This is a genomic window from Chiayiivirga flava (assembly GCF_014202825.1).
GTDB lineage: Bacteria > Pseudomonadota > Gammaproteobacteria > Xanthomonadales > Xanthomonadaceae > Chiayiivirga > Chiayiivirga flava.
In genome coordinates, this window is the sequence record NZ_JACHHP010000005.1 from 130,144 (window position 1) to 153,884 (window position 23,741).

Consider the following 23,741-nt stretch of genomic DNA (forward strand, 5'->3'; position numbering starts at 1 on the left):
GGCGACCGCACAGGTTTACCCGCTGCGGCGGCGGGCGTCAAACCCGGAGGTCGCGCGTCGCGCTCGCTTCAGCGCGCGGACGGGCTCTCCAGCACGCCGCGCACGTCGAACAGCTCGGGGAAAAACGTCAGATCCAGCGCCTTGCGCAGGAACGCAACGCCCGAGCTGCCGCCGGTGCCCTTGCGATAGCCGATGATGCGTTCGACCGTCTTCACGTGGCGGAAGCGCCAGATCTGGAAGTTGGTTTCCACATCCACGAGCTGTTCGCACAGGTGGTACTCCTCCCAGAACTCCTCGGTGTTTTCGTAGATACGCTTGTACACCGGGATCAGCGCTTCGCTGCGGCGGTGCGGTTGCGACCACTCGCGTTCGAGCAGCTCGCCCGGGATGGCGTGGCCGCGGCGCGCGAGCCAGCGCAGCAGTTCGTCGTACAGGCTCGGGCTTTCGAGCGCCTCGCGCAGCTCGGCATGGCCGGCGGCGTCGTGGTCGAACACGCGCAGCATGTCGGCGTTCTTGTTGCCGAGCAGGAATTCGACGAGGCGGTACTGCAGCGACTGGAAGCCCGAGGCGGGCCCGAGCACGTGGCGGAATTCGAGGTATTCGCTCGGCGTCAGCGTCTCGAGCACCGACCACTGCTCGCTGAGCTGCTTCTGGATCGTCTTCACCCGCGCCAGCATTTTCAGGCAGGGATCGACGTGATCGGCGCGCAGGTGCGCGATCGCCCCACGCAGCTCGTGGATCACCAGCTTCATCCACAGCTCGGAGGTCTGGTGCTGGATGATGAACAGCATCTCGTCGTGATGCGGCGGATCGGACAGCGGCAGCTGCGCGGACAGCAGCGTGTCGAGCTGCAGGTAGCCGCCGTAGGTGAGGCGGTCGCGCAGGTCGGTGGTGATGTCGTGTTCGAGCGGGCGCTGGTTGGTGTCGGCGGGCATGCGGGCTCCTCGGTGGAGGGCGATTGTACGCGGGGTGCGGGATGGGGCGTTTGCTGTGTGATCGACCGTTGGCAGCACACACACACGCATAGCGCGGCCCTGCGTTGCTGCATTCCCGCTCCCGCGCTTTCGCGCAACACCCGAAAGCCGCGCAAACCTTCCACCCGTCATTCCCGCGAATGCGGGAATCCAGTGCCTCTTCTTGGTTTCGACATCGAACAAAGCGAAAAACGAGCAACGGCACTGGATTCCCGCATTCGCGGGAATGACGTTGAGGGGAAACCCGACGCCTGCGCGAAAACCTGTGCCCGGAAGTGATCCAGCCGCGCCCAACCACGCGCCCCATCAACCTTCGCCGCACTGCGCCTTGATTCGGTCACACCGCCACTGGTATCAAGTGAAACCTTTCCATCGATCCGGGACCACGATGCGCGAATCCGTCGCGTCTTTCCAGATCGACCACCTGCAGTACCTGGCACCCGACGGCCGCCTGCTGCGCGACGACCTTCCCGCCTTTGCGCGCGATGCGTCTGCCGTGGTCGAGTTGTACAAATTCATGCAGCGCGTGCGCGCATTCGACAGCAAGGCCATCGCGCTGCAGCGCACCGGCAAGCTCGGCACCTACGCCTCCTGCCTTGGCCACGAGGCCGCGCACGTCGGCATCGGTTCGGCCATGCGCGCCGAAGACGTGTTTGCACCCAGCTACCGCGAATACGGCGCGCAGTTCGTGCGCGACGTGAAACCGCGCGACCTGCTGATGTACTGGGGCGGCGACGAACGCGGCAGCGATTTCTCCGGCCCGAAACACGATTTCCCGTGGTGCGTGCCGATCGGCACGCAGTGCCTGCACGCGGCCGGCGCGGCGCTCGCGTTCAAGCTGCGCGGCGAGCAGCGCGTCGGCGTGGCCTGCGTCGGCGACGGCGGGTCGAGCAAGACCGACACTTACGCCGCGATCAACTCCGCCGGCGCCTACACCCTGCCCTTCGTGCTGTGCATCATCAACAACGGCTGGGCGATCTCGGTGCCGCGCCGCGCGCAGACCGGCGCGGAGACCTTGGCGCAGAAGGGCATCGCCGGTGGCCTCGCCTGCCTGCAGGTGGACGGCAACGACCTGCTCGCCGTGCGCGCCGCGATGGACGACGCGCTGGACCGCGCCCGCCGCGGCGATGGCGGCACCGTGCTCGAACTGATGACCTACCGCCTCGGCGACCACACCACCGCCGACGACGCGCGTCGCTACCGCGGCGAGCAGGAAGTGAAGGACGCGTGGACGCGCGAACCCTTCCTGCGCCTGCGCACGTGGCTGACGAACGAAGGCCACTGGAACGAGGCGATGGAAACCGAGTGGAAGGTCGAATGCGGCCGCCTCGCCGACATCGAAGTCAACGCCTATCTCGAATCGAAACTGCCGGGTGTGGAAGCGATGTTCGACCACGTCTTCGCCGAGCTGCCGCACGATCTCGCCGCGCAGCGCGATGAAGCCATCGCGTGGGAAGCGCGCAACGCGGGAGGCAAGCACTGATGTCCGCCGCGCCCATCACACTGATCGAAGCCGTGACGCAGGCCCTCGCGCACGAACTGCGCAACGACGACAGCGTCGTGCTGCTCGGCGAGGACATCGGCATCAACGGCGGCGTGTTCCGCGCCACCGCCGGCCTGCAGAAAACCTTCGGCGACCAGCGCGTGCTCGACACGCCGCTCGACGAAACCACCATCGCCGGCCTCGCCGTCGGCATGGCGACACAGGGCATGAAACCGATTGCCGAAGTGCAGTTCGACGGCTTCGTCTATCCGATGCTCGATCATCTGATCTCGCACGCCGCGCGCCTGCGCAACCGCACGCGCGGCCGCATGACCTGCCCGATGGTGCTGCGCGTGCCGTGGGGCGGCGGCATCCGTGCGCCGGAGCATCACTCCGAAGCGAACGAAGCCTTGTTCACGAACGTGCCCGGGTTGCGCGTGGTCGCGGCCTCGTCGCCGCAGCGTGCGTACGGGCTGCTGCTGGCCGCGATCCGCGATCCGGATCCGGTGATCTTTCTCGAACCCAAGCGCATCTACCGCCAGTACAAGGAACTCGTGCCGGACGATGGCGAGGCCTTGCCGCTCGATGTCTGCTACGTGCTGCGCGATGGCGCGGACGTGACCATCGTGACGTGGGGCGCGCAGGTGAAGGAAGCGCTGGAAGCCGCGGAAGAGCTCGCGAAGGACGGCATCGGTGCGGAGGTGATCGATGTCGCCACACTACGGCCGTTCGACTTCGACTCCGTCGCCGAATCGGTGGCCAAGACCGGCCGCTGCGTGATCGTGCAGGAAGCGCCGCGTTCGGCGGGTTTCGGCGCGGAGATCGCGGCGCAGCTCGCGGAGAAGTCGATGTTCGATCTCGTGGCACCGGTGGAGCGCGTGACGAGTTACGACGTGCCGGTGCCGCTGTTCCGCCTCGAAATGAAATACCTGCCGAGCACCGCGAAGATCGTCGCGGCCGCGAAGCGCACGCTGGCGGCGAGCTGATGCGCTGCGCGCGCGTCATCGCCGCGCACCGCGCGCCGGCGCGTTCGCCGATCCGCGTGGCCGCGGGCGACCGCGTGACGCTCGGCGCGCACGATTGCGACTGGCCGCAGTTCGTCTGGGCCACGGCAAAGAACGGGCTCGGTGGCTGGATTCCCGCCGATGTCTTCGACGCCGAACGCGGCAGCGCCATTGCCTTGAAAGACTACGACACGCGCGAACTCGATGCCGATCCCGGCACCGAACTCGCGCTCGACCGCGAGCACGCCGACTGGTGGTGGGCCACCGCGCCGGACGGCGCGCAGGGCTGGATCCCCGCGCGCGTGTTGCAACTGCTGGATGAGGACACGCCATGAGCGAGACCAAACTGTTCCGCCTGCCGGACCTCGGCGAAGGGTTGCCGGATGCCGAGATCGTCGAATGGCATGCGAAGGTCGGCGATGTGATTCGCCTGGACGAGCCGCTGGTGTCGATGGAGACGGCGAAGGCGATCGTCGAGGTGCCGGCGCCGTGTTCGGGCACGCTGTTGCGCATCGCGGGCAACGCCGGTGACGTGATCGAGACGGGATCGGTGCTCGCCGAGTTCGCCATCGATCCGAGCCTGCCGCAGCGGGCGGAGGCGCAGGACACGGGGCATCACCACGGTGGCGCGCATGGCGACGAGCACGGTGCTGGCGGCAAGGGCGCGGGGGCGCCGGTTCCGGCGGAGCACACGCGCGACGATGGTGGCGCGGTGACGGTGAATGCGTCGGACGATGGTGGGGAGATTGCGTCGGAGGATGATGCGCCGGCGAATTCGGCGCCTGGACCGGGTGCGGGTGCGGGAGGTGCAGGCAGTACGGGACGACCGGTGTCGCAGGGTTCGACGGACCGCGAAAGCCCGGGCCCTCTCCCCAACCCCTCTCCCGGGGGGAGAGGGGCTGTTTCTGCCGGCGCGGGGAACGCTGACGGTGCAAGCGCGTCTGCGGCTGCAGGCAGAAGCGCCGGCGCGGACGCTGCGAACGAACGCGAGGATGCGGGCACGGTGGTCGGTGCGATGCAGGCCGGTGGCGGCGTGCGCAGCGAGCAGGCGGTGGTGGTCGGCGGCGTGAAGGCGATGCCGGCGGTGCGGGCGTTGGCGAAAAAGTTGAAGGTGGATCTGTCGCGCGTTCGCGCCAGCGGCGCCGACGGCGTCGTGACGATGCAGGACGTGAAGGACGCGGCTGCACGCGGCGACGCTGCGCCGTCTGCATCCGCGACATCCCCACAACCGTCGTTCCCGCGAACGCGGGAACCCAGCGACCTTGGCTCTTCGTCACTTGCAGAGAAATCAACAGAAAGGTTACTGGATTCCCGCGTTCGCGGGAATGACGGTGTGGAGGGGCGCGGGAATGCAGGAGGCCCGGGCTCCGCTGCGACGCGAGCTGCAACGTCGGCAACATCCCGCGACGCCCCCGCCTTCGACACCGACGAACCCATCCGCGGCGTCCGCCGCAACATGATCCGCGTCATGGCCGCCGCACACGCGGAAGTGGTGCCGACCACGCTGATGGACGACGCCGATATCCACGCCTGGCAGAAGGGCGAAGACCTCATGGCGCGCCTCGTCCGCGGCCTTGTCGTCGCCGCGAAGGCCGAGCCTGCGTTGAACGCGTGGTTCAAGCCGAAGGAAGGCACGCTGCGGCGCCACGCGCGCGTCGACGTCGGCATCGCGGTGGATGGCTCCGAGGGCCTGTTCGTGCCCGCGTTGCGCGACTGCGATCGACGCGATGCGAAGGACATCCGCGCCGAACTCAACCGCCTGCGCAACGGCGTACAGGACCGCTCGCTCGCGCCGGAGGAACTGCGCGACTACACCATCAGTCTGTCGAACTTCGGCGTCTTCGCCGGCAAGTACGCGACGCCGGTGGTGGTGCCGCCGTGCGTGGCCATCGTCGGTGCGGGGCGCCTGTTCCATGCCGTGGTGCCGGTGCTGGGTGGGCTGGAGACGCGTCGGATGCTGCCGCTGTCGCTCACCTTCGACCACCGCGCGGCGACCGGCGGCGAGGCGGCGCGGTTCCTGCGGGCGTTGATCGACGATCTGCAGCGGGGGCGGTGACGGACGGCGGGCGGATACGGGTTCGCGCCGGTCGCCCCCTCCCGCCTGCCGGCACCCTCCCCCGCTGCGCGGGAGAGGGATTCACTCGGGAGCGGCACGGGTCGATCGGAGCGGGGGTGACAACGTTGCACACGCGTTTGCCAGACGAACTGCGGACCTGCAGATCGCCGAGAGTTGCATTCCAATGCTCGGGCTCGGCTCGGCTCGGGCTCGGCTCGGCTCGGGCTCGGGCTCGGGCTCATGATCGTGCCCTTGTGCGTGTGTGTGTGTGCGTGAGGATGAGGGTGCGTGCGCAATCCGTCCGCGCGCTCACCCGTATCCGACATGCCAACACCCACTCCCGCGGCCCATCGAAGCTCCCATCTCCCGCGCAGCGGGGGAGGGTGCCGGCAGGCGGGAGGGGGCCGGGCCGCCAGGCCCACGCCCAAACCACCGCAACCGCCACGCTCAATCCCAGGCGTTGAGCGCGGGTCCCGCGTCCGCGTTCCGCATCCGGATTACGCAGAAACGCTGCCCGGTCGGCGCTTCGAGCACCACCCAGCGCGCATTGTGCGGGCGGCTCACTTCCTTCGCGCCGAGTGCGACGAGGCGCGTGACTTCCGCATCGATGTCGTCGGTCTCGATGTCCAGATGCACGCGCGACGGATGATCGACACGCTGCACCTCGATGTGCAGCGCGGCGGGCGTGTCGCCGAGCACGGCGTACTTGCCGTCGCCGCCTTCGTTCGGATCGGCCACGCTGGTGCCGAGCGCGGCAGACCAGAAGGCCGCCGCGTCGTCCAGCGAATCGGTGTTGCAGTCGATGATGAAACCGGCGAGCCGGCTGCGATGCGCCATGCCACGTCTCCTCGATGACGGGGTGTCGATTCTAGCTCTCGCCGCCGCGGCGATCGCGACGTGGCCTCACGCCGGCGTGCGATCCGCCCACACCGCCAGACCCTGCGCGTTGAGTTCGATGTCCATGCCGATCACGTCGAGGACGGCTGCATCGTCGAGGGTCACTCCGTGGGCACGGATGCGCGGCAGGTACAGCGCTTCGAGCGCGATCTTCAGCGCCTCGTGACGACCGTCGCCGGGTGGCGTGGCGCGCACGATCGCCGCCATCGCGTCGATCTGCTCCACCAGCGACGCCGCGAGCCGCGCCACGTTGGTGACGCGATCGTAGTGCGTGGGGAACATCGCCTCGGGCCCGAACGACAGCATGCGCGCGATCGAGGCCTTCAGCGGCTCGGGCTCGAACTGCACGGGCGAGGTGGTCGGAAACGCGTACGCACCGTGCGCGGTATCGAGTTCGCGGTACGACAACCCGAACGTGTCGCCGGTGAACCAGCTGCGGCTGCGTGTGTCCCACACGCACAGGTGATGGCGCGCGTGACCGGGCGTGTCGATGCACAGCAGCGCGCGCCCGGCGAGATCGACCACGTGCCCGTCGTCGGCGATCGTCACGCGCTCGGCCGGCACCGCCTGGATCGTGCCGTAGCTGCGCGCCATTTCGTCCTCGCCGTAGACCGCGGTGGCGCCGGCGATGAGTTTCGACGGATCGATCATGTGCGGCGCGCCGCGCGGATGCACGACGAGGCGCGCGTTCGGCAGCTGCTGCATCAGCAGGCCGGCGCCGCCGGCGTGGTCGAGGTGCACGTGGGTGAGGATGAGCCAGTCGACGTCGGCGGGCGTGAGGCCGGCGTCGGCCAGTGCCGCGAGCATCGCGGGCACCGAGTGGTTGGTGCCGCAGTCGATGAAGGCGGCGCGACCGTTCTCGACGATCAGGTAGGCGGCATCGAAGTGTGCGCGCTGGAACGCGGTGTCGATGGTGTGGATGCCGTGGGCGTGCGTCATGGGCGGGCTGGCGGCGACGGAGCATTCGAGTCTAGCGGCCGCAAGCGATGCAGACGACAGGCCATTGGTCGAACGATCGGAGACTGGACCGGATTGCTTCGCATGCCGGCGAGTGCATCGCTACCGCATTCCTTCTCCCCCGTGGGAGAAGGTACCTGCAGGCGGATGAGGGCGTCACGTTGCAATCTTGTGAGGCCGTCGCGGAGCACGTTTTCGCCCTATCGCAAATGCGCCGTCGAAATCATTTCGACCGACGCAATGATCGGTCCGGCACGAACCGGCTCGCCCTCATCCGCCCTGCCGGGCACCTTCTCCCGACGGGAGAAGGAAGGGCCGCTTTACTCGGCCGCGAGAACGGCGAGGGCCGCTTCGATTTCGTTGGGTTGCACGCCTTCGCCAGGCGTCTCGCCAGGCTGCAGCGCAAACGCTGCGGCGGCCTTCAACTGCGCGATGCGCTGGCCGGCATCCTTCGGTGATGCGAAGCCGTCGCTCTGCAGCAGCAGGCGGCCGTCGCCATCGAAGAACTTGAAGTAGAAGCGACCATCGGCGTCTCGGTACTGCTTAAACTTGGGCTTGCCTTTGACTACTTCCAGGTAGTTCAGGCTGACGGTGTTCGTATTCCACGTCCTGCCCGCCTGAGTGAGCTGCCGTCCACGCAGTACAACGGCCTCGTCTGGAGTAAGCGCGACAAATTTTCGCAGGCCGACCGCTTCGCGCAAGGTCGCGAGCGCGGGCGCGGCGATCGCACGCGCCTTGCGTGCGCCGACCTGCAGCAGATCTTCGATGTCGGCGGGCTTGGCGATCAGTGCGTCGTAACGTTCGCGCATCGGTGCGACATCGCGTTCGATGCGGCCGAAGAGCTGCTTCTTCGCCTCGCCCCAGCCGAGGCCGTCGACCAGCGCGGCGCGGAACGCGGCGAGTTCGTCCGCGCCCGCGAACGCAGCGTAGATCGTGGTCAGCGCGGTGCTGTCCGGATCCTTCGCTTCGCCCGGCAGTTTCGAATCGGTGACGATGCGCGCGATCGTGTCCTTCATGCGCTTGGCGCCGCCGTCGAACAGCGGGATGGTGTTGTCGTAGCTCTTGGACATCTTGCGGCCGTCGAGGCCGGGCAAGGTCGCGACCGATTCCTCGATCGCCGCCTCGGGCAGCACGAAGAACTCGCGGCCGTTGCCGAAGAGGTGGTTGAAGCGCGCAGCGATATCGCGCGCCATCTCGATGTGCTGGATCTGGTCGCGACCCACCGGCACCTTGTGCGCGTTGAACATCAGGATGTCGGCGGCCATCAGGATCGGGTAGCTGAACAGGCCCATCGTCACGCCGGCATCGGCGTCCTCGCCTGCGTCCAGGTTTGCGTCGATCGCGGCCTTGTAGGCGTGCGAGCGGTTCATCAGGCCTTTCGCGGTGACGCAGGTCAGCAGCCAGGTGAGCTCCGGGATTTCCGGGATGTCGCTCTGGCGATAGAACGTGACGCGCTCGGGATCGAGACCGGCGGCGAGCCACGTGGCGGCGATTTCTAGGCGCGAGCGTTCGATGCGCGCCGGGTCGTCGCATTTGATCAGGGCGTGGTAGTCGGCGAGGAAGTAGAAGGCGTCGACGTTGGCGTCGCGGCTCGCGGCCACCGCCGGGCGGATGGCTCCGACGTAGTTGCCAAGGTGCGGCGTGCCGGTGGTGGTGATGCCGGTGAGGACGCGGGTCTTGCTCGACATGGCGGTGCTGCGGTGCGGGAGGGCCGGCCAGTGTAGCAATCCGGTTGCGGGATGCCTGGGTCGAGAGCGGCAAGCAACAGGTACGCGCCCGACACACGCCGTCGTCCCGGCGACCGCCGGGACCCAGTGACGTTGCTCGGTTTTGTCGGACACGGACGAGAACCAAAGACACGTCGCTGGGTCCCGGCGTTCGCCGGGACGACGATGTGGCAACCCCATGTGCGCCGTCGCTGCGTTGGAAACACCGAACCCACCCGGAGCCTCGCCATGCGTCCCCTCCTCGCCCTGCTCCTCCTCGTCGCCGCGGGCACCGCCGCGGCGCACATCCGCACGCAGCCGAACCCGCTCGTGAGTCTCGACGTGGTCGACCGCGACACCGGCCAGACGCTGCCGAGCTGGCAGCACGACGGCGAGGCCTGGATCGCCGGCACGCCCGGCCATCGTTACGCGGTGCGGCTCACCAACCGCAGCGGAGAGCGCGTGCTGGCGGTGCTGAGCGTGGACGGCGTGAACGCGGTGAGCGGCGAAACCGCGTCCCCGCACCAGACCGGCTACGTGCTGGAGCCCTACCAGAGCACCGAGGTGGCGGGCTGGCGCAAAAGCCTGTCGCAGGTGGCGGCGTTCGAGTTCACGGCGCTGTCGGCAAGTTACGCCGCGCGCACCGGGCGGCCGGACGACGTGGGCGTGATCGGCATTGCGGTGTTCCGCGAGACGCGACGCTGGACGCCGCCGCCGGCACCGCCGCAGCAGCTCGGCCGCGCGCTGGAACGCGAGCGGCGCAACGCGGCCGGGGCGTCGGCCGATGCCGCCGCTGCGCCACAGGCGCGGACCGAGGGGACCGCGAAGGCGATGCCGGCGCCGGCCGAATCGCTCGGCACCGGCCACGGGGCGCGCGAGCAGTCGTCGGCGCGGCACGTGGCGTTCGAACGTGCGAGCACGGCGCCGGCGCAGGTGTCGACGCTGCGCTACGACAGCGAGCGCAATCTCGTGGCGATGGGCGTCATCCCGCGCCCGATGCCGCCGCGGTGGCGGCGATCGCCGCAGGCGTTTCCGGCGGGATTCGTGCCGGATCCGTGAGCCTCGCAGCGCACCGAGCGATGCCGGCGGCGTCAGGCCGCCGGCTTCTTCTTCGGGATGTAGAGATCCGTGATCGTTCCTTCGTACACCTCGGCCGCCATGCCCACCGATTCGCCCAGTGTCGGGTGCGGGTGGATCGTGGCGCCGATGTCGCCGGCTTCCGCGCCCATCTCGATCGCAAGCGCGAGTTCGGAGATCAGGTCGCCCGCGTGCACGCCGACGATCCCGGCACCGATGATGCGGTGCGTGGCTTCGTCGAAGATCAGTTTGGTGAAGCCTTCGCCGCGGCCGATGCCGACGGCGCGTGCGCTCGCGGCCCACGGGAACTTGCCGACGCCCACGTGCAGGCCCTTCGCCTTCGCCTCGGTTTCGGTCACGCCCACCCACGCGATTTCCGGATCGGTGTAGGCCACCGACGGGATCACGCGCGCCACCCATTCCTTCTTCTCGCCGGCCGCGACTTCGGCCGCGAGCTTGCCCTCGTGCGTGGCCTTGTGCGCGAGCATCGGCTGGCCGACGAGGTCGCCGATGGCGAAGATGTGCGGCACGTTGGTGCGCATCTGGCGGTCCACGGCGATGAAGCCGCGATCGCTGACGACGACACCGGCCTTGTCCGCGCCGATCTTGCCGCCGTTCGGCGCGCGGCCCACGGCCACGAGCACGCGATCCCAGGTGCCGGACTCGAGCTCGGGCTTCGCGCCTTCGGTGGCGCTTTCGAACGACACGGTGATGCCTTTCTTGCCGGCCTCGACCTTCGCCGCCTTGGTCTTCAGGTGCACGACCACGCCCTGCTTCTTGAGGCGATCGGCGAGCGGCTTCACGAGATCCTTGTCCGCGCCCGGCATCAGCTGGTCCATGAACTCGACCACGGTCACTTCGCTGCCGAGCGCGCGATACACCGTCGCCATCTCCAGCCCGATGATGCCGCCGCCGACCACGAGCAGGGTTTTCGGCACGTCGGCGAGCTGCAGCGCATCGGTGGAATCCATGACGCGGTCGTCGTCCCACGGGAAGTTCGGCAGCTTCACCGCCTGCGAGCCGGCCGCGATCACGCACTGCTCGAAGCGGATCAGCGTTGTGCCGGCCTCGCCCTTCACTTCGAGTTCGTTCGGCGAAATGAACGTACCGACGCCGTGAACCGTGCGCACCTTGCGCTGCTTGGCCATGCCGGCGAGGCCCTTGGTGAACTGGCCGACGACCTTGTCCTGCTTGAAGCCGCGCAGCTTGTCGAGATCGATCTTCGGTTTGCCGAAGCTGATGCCGATGTCGTCGGAGTGCGAGGCTTCCTCGATCAGCGCGGCGGCGTGCAGCAGCGCCTTCGACGGGATGCAGCCGACATTGAGGCAGACGCCGCCGAGCGCGGCGTAGCGTTCCACCAGCACGGTATCGAGGCCGAGATCGGCGGCACGGAAGGCGGCGGTGTAGCCGCCCGGGCCCGAGCCAAGCACGACGATGCGGCATTCGATGTCGGCCTTGCGGCCGCTTGCGGCCGCGGCGGTCGGCGCAGGCGTCGACGACTTCGCGGCTGCAGCGGGCGGCGTCGCCGCGAGCGGCGCAGCGGCCTCGACTTTCGCGGCATCCGGTTTCGCCGGCGACGCCGCGACCGGCGGCTTCACAGGCGCCGCGGCCTTCTCTGGCGCGCCTTCGCCTGCAGCGTCGCTTTCGAGAATCACGACCACGGCGCCTTCCGACACCGAGTCGCCGATCTTGACCTTGATTTCCTTGACCACGCCCGCGCCGCTCGACGGCACTTCCATCGTGGCCTTGTCGGATTCGAGCGTGAGCAGGCCCTGGTCCTTCTTCACCGAGTCGCCGACGGCGACCAGCACTTCGATCACCGGCACGTCGCTGTAGTCGCCGATGTCGGGAACCTTGATCTCGATGCGTGCCATGTGTTTCTCCGTGGTCTCGGCGTCGATGTCCGCATCGACGCGCATGTGGAATCAGCGCTTGCGCCGCCATTGCACCGAATACAGGTCGTGGCGGCGGTCCTTGAGGTTCTGCACGGTGCCGTTGGCGCGCGCTTCGATCAGCGTGTCCAGACGCAGGTCTGCGAACGCCACCATCTCGGCGTTGGGCGTGGTGTCGGCGGCCACGCCGTCGCGCGCGAACGGGAAGTCGCACGGCGTCAGGATGCAGCTCTGCGAATACTGGATGTCGAAGTTGTTGACGCCCGGCAGGTTGCCGCAGTTGCCCGACAGCACGACGTAGCTCTGGTTCTCGATCGCGCGCGCCTGACTGCTGTAGCGCACGCGCAGGTAACCCTCGCGCGTGTCGGTGCAGAAGGGCACGAACAGCAGCAGCGCACCCTGGTCGGTGAGGTGGCGGCCGAGTTCGGGGAACTCGCTGTCGTAGCAGATCATGATGCCGATGGGTCCGCAGTCGGTCTCGATCACCTGCGCGCTGTCGCCGCCGGTGATGCGCCACCAGTGGCGCTCGTTCGGCGTCGGATGCAGCTTCTCGCGCACGTGCAGCGAGCCGTCGCGCAGCGCCACGTAGCAGTTGTTGTGGATGTCGCCGTCGTCCATCACGGTCGGGTGCGAGCCGCCGATGATGTTGATGTTGTAGCGCAGCGCGAGCGTGGTCAGCAGCTCGCAGAAGCGCTGCGTGTAGCCGGTGAGCGAACGGATCGAATCGGCCGGCGACAGCGGCGCGTTCTCGACGCTGAGCAGCTGCAGCGTGAACAGCTCGGGGAACACGACGAAGTCGGCGCTGTAATCGGCGGCCACGTCGACGAAATATTCCACCTGCGTGGCGAAGCCGTCGAAGTCGGCGACGCGCCGTTGCTGGTACTGCACCGTGGCCACGCGCACGCGCTCGTGGAAGCGGCCGCCGTGCTGCACGCTGGCCACAAGCGGGTGGTCGGCGTGCTTCGGATTGCGCCAGACCATGTGCGCGGCGTAGCCGAGCGACTCGGTGTCGTAGGGCAGGTAACCTTCGAGCACGCCGACCGGCTCGAATCCGTTGCGCAGCTGGAAGCCGAGCGTGGCGTCGCGAAGATGCCCGCCGCGCACCGCCTCGACGTACGCCTGCGCGCTGCCGACGCGCTTCATGCGGCGCGCAAGACCCGGCAGGCGGCCGCCGAAGACGATGCCGCGCAGGCCGAGGTTCACGCACAACTGTTTGCGCCGGTCGTACAGCCTCCGTCCGATGCGCAGGCCGCGATAGGCCGTGTCCACGCACACTTCCATGCCGTACAGCCAGTCGCCCGCGGCCTCGTGGCGCGAGGCGTAGCCGCCGCCGGTGATGCTGCGCCAGGTGTGCGGCGCCATCACCAGCGCCTCCGACGCACGGAACGTGGCGCAGTAGCCGACCACCCGGCCGTCGTACAGCGCCACGAACTGCCCCTGCGGAAACTGCGTGAGCTGCCCGCGCAGCATTTCCTGGGTGTAGCCGTTGTCCTCGCCGTACACCCGCGTCGACAGCGCGACGATGGCCGGGATGTCGTCCGCGGTGGCCTCGCGGACGGCCAGACGCGCCTTGTCCGCCGCGATCGCCATCAGGGGCGCGCCGCGCGCGGGCGCGTCACAGCAGGATCCGGCGCAGGTCGCCGAGCACCTGCGCCAGATACGCGGTGAAACGTGCAGCCTGGGCGCCGTCGATCACGCGGTGGTCATAGGACAGCGACAGCGGCAGGATCAGGCGCGCGTCGAACTCCTTGCCGTTCCAGACGGGTTTCATCGACGACTTCGACACGCCGAGGATCGCCACTTCCGGCGCGTTGATGATCGGCGTGAAGCCGGTGCCGCCGATGCCGCCGAGCGAACTGATCGAGAAGCAGCCGCCGCTCATGTCGGCCGGGCCGAGCTTCTTGTCGCGCGCCTTCTTCGACACCTCGCCGAGTTCCGTCGCCAGCTCCAGCAGGCCCTTCCTGTCGCAGTCGCGGATCACGGGGACCACGAGACCGTCCGGTGTGTCGACCGCGATGCCGATGTGGAAATACTTCTTGCGCACCAGGTTTTCGCCGGTGGCATCGAGCGAGGCGTTGAAGTCCGGGAATTTCTTCAGGCCCGCGACCACGGCCTTGATCAGGAAGACTAGCGGCGTGACCTTCACGTCCTTCTGCTCTTCGCCGAGCTTCTTGCGGAAGGCTTCCATCTCGGTGATGTCGGCATCGTCGTGCTGCGTGACGTGCGGGATCATCGCCCAGTTGCGCGCGAGGTTGGCGCCGGAAATCTTCTTGATGCGCGACAGCGGCGTGGTTTCCACCTCGCCGAACTTCGCGAAGTCGACCTTCGGCCACGGCAGCAGGTTCAGCCCACCGCCGCCACCTGCCGCCGCCGCAGGCGCACCCGGCGCCCCACCGCCGGCCAGCGCCGACTTCACGAAATTCTGCACGTCCTCCTTCGAGATGCGGCCGGCGCGGGCACTGCCCGACACCTTCGCCAGATCGACACCGAGTTCGCGCGCGAACAGCCGCACCGCCGGGCTCGCATGCGGCACCTTGTCCGGGCGCACGGCATCGGCGTCGAAGGTGACGGGCGGCGTGCGCGGGCCAGCCGCTTCCGGATCGACGCCGGCGCTGTCGGACAGATTGCGGCTGGACGCCGCAGCGGCGTTCTGCTGGGCAGGTGCGGGCGTCGCCGCGGGTGCGGCGGGCGGGGTCGCGGGCTTGGGCGCGTCGACCGGTTTGTCTGCCTGTGCCGCCGCTTCGACCTTCTCCGCCGTCTTCGCCGGCGCCTTCTCGGGCACGGGCGCTGCGGGCTTCGGCGTCTCGGACGCCGCGGCATCGCCACCGGCCTCCTCGATCATCGCCACCACGCTGCCCTCGGACAGCGTGTCGCCGAGCTTCACCTTCAGTTCCTTCACCACGCCCGCGAACGGTGCCGGCACCTCGAGCGTGGCCTTGTCGGATTCGAGCGTGACCAGGCCCTGGTCCTTGCTCACGGTGTCGCCGACCGCGACCAGCACTTCGATGACGGGGACATCGGTGTAATCCCCGATGTCGGGAACACGCGCTTCCTTCACGGCCATGACTCTTCCTCGCTCGCGACGAACCCCCATTCTCGCCGCAGAGCATCGCCGCGCGCCACCTCCGCGGCCGGTGGCGCCCGTGCGCTGCCGCTGCATCGTCCGGGCGCAACCTGCGGGGCGCTTGCCGCATCTGATGAAAGGCGCACGAACGATCCTGCGTCGGCAGCCATCGGAGTGCGGCGCGGATGGAGCGGGTGCTGCGGTTCGGAGGCCGCAGCGCCCGCTCCGTTTGGCGAACCGCATGCGTTGCTGTCACGCCGCGGCCCGCGGTTCGTCGAATGCACGGGACGACGAAAACAGTGGCCGCCGCGGCAGCGCAGGACACCGTCCGCGTCCGGTCGCGAACAAAGCGTCCGCCAGCGGACAGGACCGACAGGCAAGCTTCATCGCAACATGTTGATTTAATTTGATTCATATGCTGGCACGCGGATTGCTTTCACCCCACCATCCAACAACAAGCTTCCCCAAGGAACGCAGCATGAACACCACCCTGCACCGTCTCTCGCTTCGCCTGCTGGTCCCCGCGCTGGCCCTCAGCGCGCTGTTCGCCCTCGGCGAGCCCCTGCCGACCCAGGCCGCGGCGCCCGCCGACGAAGCCGAGCTCGCCAGCGCGGAGCAGGCGCACGATTCGGTCGTGATCGCGATCCGTGCCGAAGCGGCCGCTGCCCGCCAGGTGGCGCACGCGGCGGCGTCGCGCATGCGCTGGGCCATGACCCTGCCGGCGGCCGGCGGCGGCAAGCGCTGCCTGGTGGATTCCTGCGGCGGCTGATCGATTCGCCGCCGCGTCGCACCCTGCGACGCACCGATTCCCGGGGCACGACGCCCTCTCCGCAGCATCGCGCCGCCACCGGCGCCTCCCCCGAGCGCACGCCGCGCCGCCAGTGCGATCGGTCATTCCGGCTCCCGGCACGGTGGCCGCCGTCGCGTCCTCCGCGTAGCCTTGTTCCCTCGCGCAACCGCCGTCCGCCACGTCACACGCGGCGCAGCGGCGCGTCCTGACCGCCGCTTGCGCGGCGCCGCGCAAACGCCACGCCGTCCGACTCCGAGGGGAACGCCGCATGCTGTCGATCCGCAATCTGTCCAAGACCTACGCCAACGGGGTGATGGCCCTGCGCGATGTTTCGCTCGACATCCCCAAAGGCATGTTTGGCCTGCTCGGCCCCAACGGCGCCGGCAAGTCCACGCTGATGCGCACCATCGCCACGCTGCAGGATCCCGACAGCGGCAGCATCACCCTCGACGGCCTCGACGTGCTGGCGAACAAGCCCGAGGCGCGCCGCCAGCTCGGTTACCTGCCGCAGGAATTCGGCGTGTATCCGAAGGAGCCGGCGATCACGATGCTGGACCACTTCGCGGTGCTCAAGGGCATCGTCAATGCGAAGGAACGGCGCGAGACGGTGGAAGCGCTGCTCAAGCAGGTGAACCTGTGGGAGAAGCGCGGCTACAAGCTCGGCAGTTTTTCCGGCGGCATGCGGCAGCGCTTCGGCATTGCGCAGGCGCTGCTGGGTGATCCGAAGCTCATCATCGTGGACGAGCCGACAGCGGGGCTCGATCCGGAGGAGCGCAACCGCTTCCTCAACCTGCTGTCGGAGATCGGCGAGAACGTGGTGGTGATCCTGTCGACGCACATCGTCGACGACGTGACCGACCTGTGTCCGCGCATGGCGATCATTTCGCGCGGTGAGCTACTGGCCACGGGTGAACCGCGCGAGGCGATGCGTGCGTTCGATGGCCGCGTGTGGCGCAAGGTGGTGGCGAAGGGTGCGCTGGCGGAGTACGAGCGCGATTACACGGTGCTGTCGACGCGGCTGGTCGCGGGTGAGCCGGTGATCCATGTGCTGAGCGATGCGCGGCCGGACGGGTTCGAAGCGATCGCGCCGGACCTGGAGCATGTGTATTTCGGGAAGTTGCGGGAGCAGGCGAAAAACGCGCCGGTGGTGGCGAAGGCGGCGTGATGGCGGTGTGCGGCTGTCGCGACATGCGTTGAACCAAAACGCCACGCGAAGCCGCCACCTCACACCCGCCCTCACCAACCCAACCGTCATTCCCGCGAATGCGGGGCTCTCAACAGCAAGCTGGTCATCCAGCGCCTCTTCCTTGCTTCACCCCCGTCGCCTTAATACGCCCGTATCACCGAGCAAAGGCACTGGATTCCCGCATTCGCGGGAATGACGGTTGGTGACATTGCGGCAACCAACAGACACGGACTCCGATCAATGTTCCGACACATCCTCGCCTTCGAACTGCGCCAGCAATTCTCCAATCCTGTCTTCTGGGTGGTCGCCACCGTCTTCGCCCTGCTCGCCTTCGGCGCATCCAGCTCCGACGCCGTGCAGATGGGCGGCGGTATCGGCAACACCATGCGCAATGCGCCCTACGTCATCGTGCAGCTGTTCGGCGGCATGACCTCGCCCGCGATGCTGCTGGTGGTGATCTTCATCGGCGCCAGCGCCCTGCGCGACTTCGACAACCGCACCGCCGAACTCTTCTTCACCACCCCGGTGAAGAAACGCGACTACCTCTTCGGCCGCTTCGGCGGCGGCTTCATCGCGATGGTGGCGGTGATGTTCGCCGTGGCCATCGGCATGGCCGTCGGCCCGTTCATGCCGTGGGTGGACCAGGCGCGCATCGGCCCGATGAGCGCCGTGCCATACCTATGGGCGCTGTTCGTGCTGGTGCTGCCGAACCTGGTTTTCATCGGCTCGCTGCTGTTCTGCCTCGCCGTGGCCACGCGATCGATGCTGGTCACCTACATCGGCGTCATCGCCTTCTTCGCGTTCAATGCCGTCACCGGCGTGCTCACGGCCGATCTCGACGCACGCTGGATCGGCGCCCTGCTCGATCCGTTCGGCGTGGAAGCCATCAACGTCGCCACGCGTTACTGGAGCACAGCCGAACGCAACACCATGCTGCCGCCGCTGGATGGCACGCTGCTCGCCAATCGCCTGCTCTGGCTCGGCGTCAGCGTGTTCTTCCTGTGGCTGGCGTACAAACTGTTCCGCACCGACCGCGAAGGCATCAGCCTGCGCCGCAAGCGCGGCGCCGCGGTGCTCGGCGGCACGGCGTCGGCCGGTTCGCACGGCGGCATCGTGCTGCCGACGGCGCGCCTGCAGACCGGCGCCGGCGCGCAGTGGCGCCAGTTCCTGCACCAGGCCTGGTTCGACATGAAAGGCGTGTTCACCAGCGTGCCGCTGCTGGTGATGCTGCTGCTCGGCCTCATGATCCTGATCATCAACCTGATCTTTGGCTCGCAGATGTACGGGACGACGCTGTACCCGACCACGAGCACGATGAGCACGCTCATCCTCGGCAGCTACGCAATCTTCCTCGTCATCGTGGTCACCTTCTACGCCGGCGAGCTAGTTTGGCGCGAACGCAGCCAGCGCATCAGCGAAGTGACCGATGCCTTTCCGAACGCGGACTGGATTCCGCTCGCGGCGAAGCTCGTGGCGCTCGGCGGCGTGATCGTCGCGTTCTGGTCCACCGGCATCCTCGTGGCCATCGTCAACCAGCTGGTGCGCGGCTATGCGCACATCGAGCCGGGCCTGTACTTCACGCGCCTGCTGATCGGCTGCGCGCCGTTCGTGCTGATGGGCGTGGTGGCGCTGTTCTTCCAGGTGGTGAGCAACAACAAGTTCATCGGCTACGCACTGATGCTGGTCTACCTCGTGGTGAACGGCGTGATGGGCATGCTCGATTTCGAGGATTACCTGTACCGCCCGATGCAGGCGCCGGGCGTGCCGTATTCGGACATGAACGGCTACGGTCATTTCCTTGTCAGCTGGGGCTGGTTCCGCCTGTACTGGACGGCGTTTGCCGGCGCGCTGTTCATCGCAGCGATGCTGTTCTGGGTGCGCGGCAACCGCTCGACGTGGAACGAGCGCGTGCGCGAAGCGCGGCGTCGCCTCACGGCGGGGCCGTCGATCGCGCTGGCCGCGTGCCTGCTGGTGTTTATCGGCGCCGGCGCGTGGATCTTTCACAACACGCACGTGCTCAACGAGTACCTGCCGGAAGACGAGCAGCTCGACCTGCAGGCTGAGTACGAAACCACGTACTCGAAGTTCAAGGACCTCAAGCAGCCGCGCATCACGGCCATGCGCACGAACGTGGACATCGATCCGGTGCAGCGCATCGCCACCATCCGCGGCCACTACACGCTCGTGAACAAACACGCCGAGGCGATCCCCGAACTCGTGCTGCTGGTACCGGCCGGCATCGAGGAAAGCGGCCTCACCATCGACACCGCCCCGCACAAGGTGACGACCAACGACACGCGCCTCAACACCATGGTGCTGACGCTGGACACGCCGCTCGCCCCCGGCGCCAGCATCGATTTCGATTTCGACATGACGCTGCAGCAGCCCGGCTTCCCGAACAACCGCGCGCAGACGCAGGTGGTGGAGAACGGCACCTTCTTCAACAGCTTCCAGTTCCCGCAGTTCGGCTACAGCGACGGCTACCAGATCACCGACCGCAACGAACGCCGCAAGCGCGATCTCGGCGAGGTGCCACGCATGGCCAGCATCGACGACGAAGCCGCGCGCGCCAACACCTACATCAGCGACGACGCCGACTGGATCGATTTCGACACCACGGTGTCGACCGCGGAAGACCAGATCGCCCTCGCACCGGGTTACCTGCAGCGCGAATGGGTGGAGAACGGCCGCCGCTACTTCCACTACACGATGGACGTGCCGATGCTGAACTTCGCGGCGTGGCTGTCGGCGCGCTGGGACGTGAAGAAGGGCGACTGGAACGGCATGCCGATCGAAATCTACTACCACCCCGCGCACCACTGGAACGTGGACCGCATGATCGAGGCCTCGAAGAAATCCTTCGACTACTTCAACGCCAACTTCACGCCCTACCAGCACAAACAGCTGCGCATCCTCGAATTCCCGGCGTACGCGAGCTTCGCGCAGGCCTTCGCGAACACGGTGCCGTACTCGGAAGCCATCGGCTTCGTCGCCGACCTGCGCGATCCGGAGGACATCGATTACGTGTTCTACGTCACCGCGCACGAAGTGGCGCACCAGTGGTGGGCGCACCGCGTCATCGGCGCCGACGTGCAGGGCTCGACGATGCTCAGCGAATCGCTGGCGCAGTACTCGGCGCTGATGGTGATGGAGAAGGAATACGGCCCGCACCGCATGCGCAAGTTCCTCAAGTACGAACTCGACGGCTACCTGCGCGCGCGCGCCACCGAGCTGCGCGAGGAACTGCCGCTGGCGCTCGTCGAAAACCAGCAGTACATCCACTACCAGAAGGGTTCGCTGGTGTTCTACGCGCTGCGCGACGCCATCGGCGAGGACACGCTGAACGCCATCCTGAAGCGGTTCCTCGAGGAGAAGGGCTTCCAGCAACCGCCGTACACGACCTCGCGCGAGCTGCTGGCGATGATCCGCGAAGGCACGGACCCGTCGTTCCATCCGCTGATCGAGGACCTGTTCGAGAAGATCGTCTTCTACGACAACCGCACCGTCACCGCGACGGCGAAGAAGCGCGACGACGGCAAATACACCGTCACGCTGAAACTGCATACGGCCAAGCTCGAAGCCGAAGGCAAGGGCGAGGAAACCGATGTGCCGCTCGACCAGGAGATCGACGTCGGCATCTTCGCGCGGCCGGTAGGCGGTTCGGAGTCTGACGAGACCGTGCTGCATTTCGCACGACACCGCTTCACCGGCAAGGAGACGACGCTCGAGCTGGTGGTGGACGGCGAGCCGTACGACGCGGGCGTGGATCCGTACAACAAGCTGATCGACCGGGACTCCAACGACAACCGGATCAAGGTAACGGTGGAGTAGGAGCAGGTGTCGGCGCTGGGCAACCCTCCGGCGCGAGTTCCTTCTCCCAGCGGGAGATGGTGCCGAAGGCGGATGAGGGAAGGACGTTCCGGTGTGTTCGGAGAGTCGCTCAGGCCGAACCGCAGTCAGCCGTGTTCATGGCGTGTGCGACGCTCGTCCCTCATCCGCCCTGCCGGGCACCTTCTCCCCGCGGGAGAAGGAGGAGCAAACGCCTTGCCGCTCGGGCTTGCGCCGCGCAGCGCGCGGGCCCGGATGGTAGGCTGGCACCTGCCTTCCGCCGGATCCCGCGATGCTCCGTTCCCGCCTTCTCGTCCTCGCCTTGCTGGCCGTCTGCGGCACTGCCACTGCGCAGGCGCCGGCGCCGGCCGATCCGGTGCGTATCGCGATCACCGCCGCCCGCCTGGTCGACCCGGTCGCAGGCAAGGTCGTCGACGATCCGCTGGTACTGATCGAAGGCGAACGCATCACCGGCGTGGAGCGCGGCGACTCGATTCCGGCCGGCTACGAACACATCGATCTCGGCAGCGCCACGCTGCTGCCGGGCCTGATCGACTGCCACGTGCACCTGACGTACGAATCGGGCGACTACTACGTCAAGGCGCTGCGCGAGAGCTTCGTCGACGAAGCCATCATGGCGCCGACGCACGCCCAGCGTACCCTGCAGGCGGGCTTCACCACCGTGCGCAACGTCGGCGCCGGCAATTTCGTCGACATCGCGCTCAAGCGCGCCATCGACGCGGGCAGGATCGACGGCCCGCGCATCCTCGCAGCCGGCCACGGCATCGGCGCCACCGGCGGCCATGCCGACAACGGCGGCATGTCGCCGTGGCTGCAGTTCGAAGGCTTCAACGGCGTCGCCGACGGCGAGCTCGAGATCCGCAAGAAGGTGCGCGAGCAGGTCAAGCACGGCGCCGGCGTGATCAAGCTCATCGCCACCGCCGGCGTGCTGAGCGAGGAGGATTCGGCCGGCGCGCCGCAGTACACGCAGGAAGAAATGGACGCGGCCGTGGACGAGGCGCGACGCTGGGAGCGCCGCGTCGCCGCGCATGCACACGGCACCGAAGGCATCAAGATGGCGATCCGCGCCGGCGTCGCGTCGATCGATCACGGCAGCTTCCTCGACGACGAGGCCATCGCGATGATGAAGGAACGCGGCACCGTCCTCGTGGCCGACATCTACAATGACGACTACATCCTGGCCGAGTTCGGTCGCTTGAACTATCCGCAGAAGATCATCGACAAGGAACGCTACGTCGGCCGCACCCAGCGCGAGAGCTTCCGCAAGGCCGTGCGCGCCGGCGTGAAGATCGCGTTCGGCACCGATGCCGGTGTGTTTCCGCACGGCTGGAACGGCCGCCAGTTCGCCAAGATGGTGGAATGGGGCGCAACGCCGATGCAGGCGATCCAGACCGCGACGGTGAACGCGGCGGACCTGCTCGGCTGGTCGGACGACGTGGGCGCGCTGGCGCCCGGACGCTACGCCGACCTGATCGCGGTGGACGGCGATCCGCTCGCCGACGTGCGCGAGCTCGAGAGCGTGGATTTCGTGATGAAGGGCGGCCGTGTCGTCAAGCCACACGCTGCCGACTGACGCGACGATCAAGCCGCGGCGCTTTTCCCCGGCCCAGCTCTGGGGCGGGCTGTTCGGGCTCGCCACCGCGGTCGGTCTGCTGCTGTTCGTCGACCGATACCTCGGACGCCTGACGTCGAACCGTCCGGGCGACTGGGCGCGCATCCTCATCGAGGAGCTCTCCGGCGCCTACGTGGCGGCGCTGCTGGTGCCGGTGATGGTCTACGCCACGCGCCGCTGGGCGCCGTTCGGCGCGCGCTGGCTCGTGCATCTGCCGCTGCACGGACTGGTGGCGGTCTGTGTCGGGCTGGTGCACACCACGGCCACGTCGCTGCTGCGCATGGCGCTGATCACCCTGCCCGGACTCGGCGGCATCAGCGACTATTCGCCGACGGTGAACAAGTACCTGCTGTCGTTGCCGACCGCGCTGATCATCTACGCCGTGGTGGTGGCGCTGACGCTGGTGGTCGACCGCTACCGCGGCGCGCGCAACAAGGAACTGGAAGCCGTGGAACTGCGCGCCCAGCTGACGCAGGCGCAACTGGAAGCGCTGCGCCGCCAGCTCGAGCCGCATTTCCTGTTCAACACCCTCAACGCGGTGTCGGAACTGGTGTTCGTGAAACCGAAGGCGGCCGAGGAAATGATCGTGCGGCTGTCGGCCCTGCTCAAGCACGCGTTCGCGCCGGACCAGAGCCACGAAACCACGCTCGCCGACGAACTGCGCGTGCTGGACCTGTACCTCGACATCATGCGACTGCGTTTTGCCGAACGCCTGTTCGTGCAGGTGGACGCGCCGCCGGAACTGAGCCAGGCGCGCGTGCCGCGGTTCCTGCTGCAGCCGCTGGTGGAAAACGCGTTGCGCTGCAGTGCCGACCCGTCGCAGTCGCTAGTGGCGGTGCGCATCACCATCCGGCGCGAAGGCGACACCCTGGCGATCCGGGTGCGCGACCGTGGCCCGGGAGGCTGCGAATCGGCACGCGGACTGGGCCTTGCGAACAGCGCCGAGCGGATCGCGCAGCTCTACGGCGCAGGCTACGGCATCAGCAGCGCCGACGCGGCGGAGAACGGCGCGGAGGTGGTCGCGCGCGTGCCGCTGCGCTTCATGCGGGGCTGAACGCCGGTCGCGAGGCGAGGCGCTTCATGCGGGCTGACGGCCCGGTCGCGAGGCGGGGCGCTTCATGCGGGCTGACAGCCCGGTCAAAAGCCTCCCCTCTCCCGCGCAGCGGGGGAGGGTGCCGGCAGGCGGGAGGGGGC

Annotated in this window: 17 protein-coding genes; 10 read left to right on the forward strand and 7 right to left on the reverse strand. The window is 67.9% G+C overall.

Translation table 11 applies throughout. The features are described 5' to 3' along the window. Positions 1-68: 68 nt before the first annotated feature. Entirely contained in the window at positions 69-935 is an 867-nt protein-coding gene (locus HNQ52_RS13685) for a tryptophan 2,3-dioxygenase (RefSeq protein ID WP_183961735.1), read from the reverse strand. A 427-nt stretch (positions 936-1,362) separates the two neighbouring features. On the opposite strand from HNQ52_RS13685, the gene HNQ52_RS13690 reads away from it, so the two are divergent. The 4 genes from HNQ52_RS13690 to HNQ52_RS17580 are packed head-to-tail and all read left to right on the forward strand — an operon-like array spanning position 1,363 to position 5,517. Then, positions 1,363-2,457, forward strand: a complete 1,095-nt coding sequence (locus HNQ52_RS13690; protein WP_183961736.1) for a thiamine pyrophosphate-dependent dehydrogenase E1 component subunit alpha — start codon at positions 1,363-1,365, stop codon at positions 2,455-2,457. Continuing rightward, positions 2,457-3,443: an alpha-ketoacid dehydrogenase subunit beta gene (locus HNQ52_RS13695; RefSeq protein WP_183961737.1), complete on the forward strand. Its 987-nt coding sequence runs from the start codon at positions 2,457-2,459 to the stop codon at positions 3,441-3,443. Before HNQ52_RS13690 ends, HNQ52_RS13695 begins: the two co-directional genes overlap by 1 nt. Then, positions 3,443-3,796: an SH3 domain-containing protein gene (locus HNQ52_RS13700; protein ID WP_183961738.1), complete on the forward strand. Its 354-nt coding sequence runs from the start codon at positions 3,443-3,445 to the stop codon at positions 3,794-3,796. Before HNQ52_RS13695 ends, HNQ52_RS13700 begins: the two co-directional genes overlap by 1 nt. After that, positions 3,793-5,517 (forward strand): dihydrolipoamide acetyltransferase family protein, encoded by a 1,725-nt coding sequence (locus HNQ52_RS17580; RefSeq protein ID WP_343059372.1) that lies wholly within the window; start codon positions 3,793-3,795, stop codon positions 5,515-5,517. The genes HNQ52_RS13700 and HNQ52_RS17580 overlap by 4 nt, the downstream gene beginning before the upstream one ends. A 447-nt stretch (positions 5,518-5,964) precedes the next feature. Here HNQ52_RS17580 and HNQ52_RS13715 read toward each other — a convergent pair whose 3' ends face one another. The 3 genes from HNQ52_RS13715 to HNQ52_RS13725 form a co-directional block, all read right to left on the reverse strand. Continuing rightward, positions 5,965-6,354, reverse strand: a complete 390-nt coding sequence (locus tag HNQ52_RS13715; RefSeq protein ID WP_183961739.1) for a VOC family protein — start codon at positions 6,352-6,354, stop codon at positions 5,965-5,967. A 66-nt stretch (positions 6,355-6,420) separates the two neighbouring features. Beyond that, positions 6,421-7,353, reverse strand: a complete 933-nt coding sequence (locus tag HNQ52_RS13720) for an MBL fold metallo-hydrolase (RefSeq protein ID WP_183961740.1) — start codon at positions 7,351-7,353, stop codon at positions 6,421-6,423. A 338-nt stretch (positions 7,354-7,691) separates the two neighbouring features. After that, positions 7,692-9,059: a tryptophan--tRNA ligase gene (locus HNQ52_RS13725; protein WP_183961741.1), complete on the reverse strand. Its 1,368-nt coding sequence runs from the start codon at positions 9,057-9,059 to the stop codon at positions 7,692-7,694. A gap of 267 nt (positions 9,060-9,326) precedes the next feature. Between HNQ52_RS13725 and HNQ52_RS13730 the strand changes: the two genes are divergently transcribed. Beyond that, positions 9,327-10,136 (forward strand): hypothetical protein, encoded by an 810-nt coding sequence (locus HNQ52_RS13730; RefSeq protein WP_183961742.1) that lies wholly within the window; start codon positions 9,327-9,329, stop codon positions 10,134-10,136. Positions 10,137-10,168: 32 nt separating this feature from the next. Here the strand turns inward: HNQ52_RS13730 and lpdA are convergent, their stop codons facing one another. Genes lpdA through HNQ52_RS13745 form a run of 3 tightly spaced genes read right to left on the reverse strand, consistent with a single transcriptional unit; the run spans position 10,169 to position 15,110 of the window. Beyond that, on the reverse strand, positions 10,169-12,028 hold the full coding sequence (gene lpdA / locus HNQ52_RS13735) for a dihydrolipoyl dehydrogenase (RefSeq protein ID WP_183961883.1): 1,860 nt from the start codon (positions 12,026-12,028) through the stop codon (positions 10,169-10,171). A gap of 51 nt (positions 12,029-12,079) precedes the next feature. Beyond that, on the reverse strand, positions 12,080-13,636 hold the full coding sequence (locus HNQ52_RS13740; RefSeq protein WP_183961743.1) for a bifunctional GNAT family N-acetyltransferase/carbon-nitrogen hydrolase family protein: 1,557 nt from the start codon (positions 13,634-13,636) through the stop codon (positions 12,080-12,082). A gap of 25 nt (positions 13,637-13,661) precedes the next feature. Then, complete coding sequence (locus HNQ52_RS13745) at positions 13,662-15,110, reverse strand: dihydrolipoyllysine-residue acetyltransferase (protein WP_246387848.1); 1,449 nt, start codon at positions 15,108-15,110, stop codon at positions 13,662-13,664. 478 nt (positions 15,111-15,588) lie between these two features. Here HNQ52_RS13745 and HNQ52_RS13750 point away from each other — a divergent pair, with 478 nt between their 5' ends. The 5 genes from HNQ52_RS13750 to HNQ52_RS13770 all read left to right on the forward strand — a co-directional run bounded on the left by HNQ52_RS13750 (position 15,589) and on the right by HNQ52_RS13770 (position 23,601). Next, positions 15,589-15,879, forward strand: a complete 291-nt coding sequence (locus HNQ52_RS13750; protein WP_183961745.1) for a hypothetical protein — start codon at positions 15,589-15,591, stop codon at positions 15,877-15,879. 289 nt (positions 15,880-16,168) lie between these two features. After that, positions 16,169-17,065 (forward strand): ABC transporter ATP-binding protein, encoded by an 897-nt coding sequence (locus HNQ52_RS13755; protein ID WP_183961746.1) that lies wholly within the window; start codon positions 16,169-16,171, stop codon positions 17,063-17,065. A 261-nt stretch (positions 17,066-17,326) separates the two neighbouring features. Beyond that, complete coding sequence (locus HNQ52_RS13760; protein ID WP_183961747.1) at positions 17,327-20,917, forward strand: ABC transporter permease/M1 family aminopeptidase; 3,591 nt, start codon at positions 17,327-17,329, stop codon at positions 20,915-20,917. Positions 20,918-21,206: 289 nt separating this feature from the next. Beyond that, positions 21,207-22,508, forward strand: a complete 1,302-nt coding sequence (locus HNQ52_RS13765; RefSeq protein ID WP_183961748.1) for a Xaa-Pro dipeptidase — start codon at positions 21,207-21,209, stop codon at positions 22,506-22,508. Further along, entirely contained in the window at positions 22,480-23,601 is a 1,122-nt protein-coding gene (locus tag HNQ52_RS13770) for a histidine kinase (protein ID WP_183961749.1), read from the forward strand. The genes HNQ52_RS13765 and HNQ52_RS13770 overlap by 29 nt, the downstream gene beginning before the upstream one ends. Positions 23,602-23,741 lie beyond the last annotated feature (140 nt).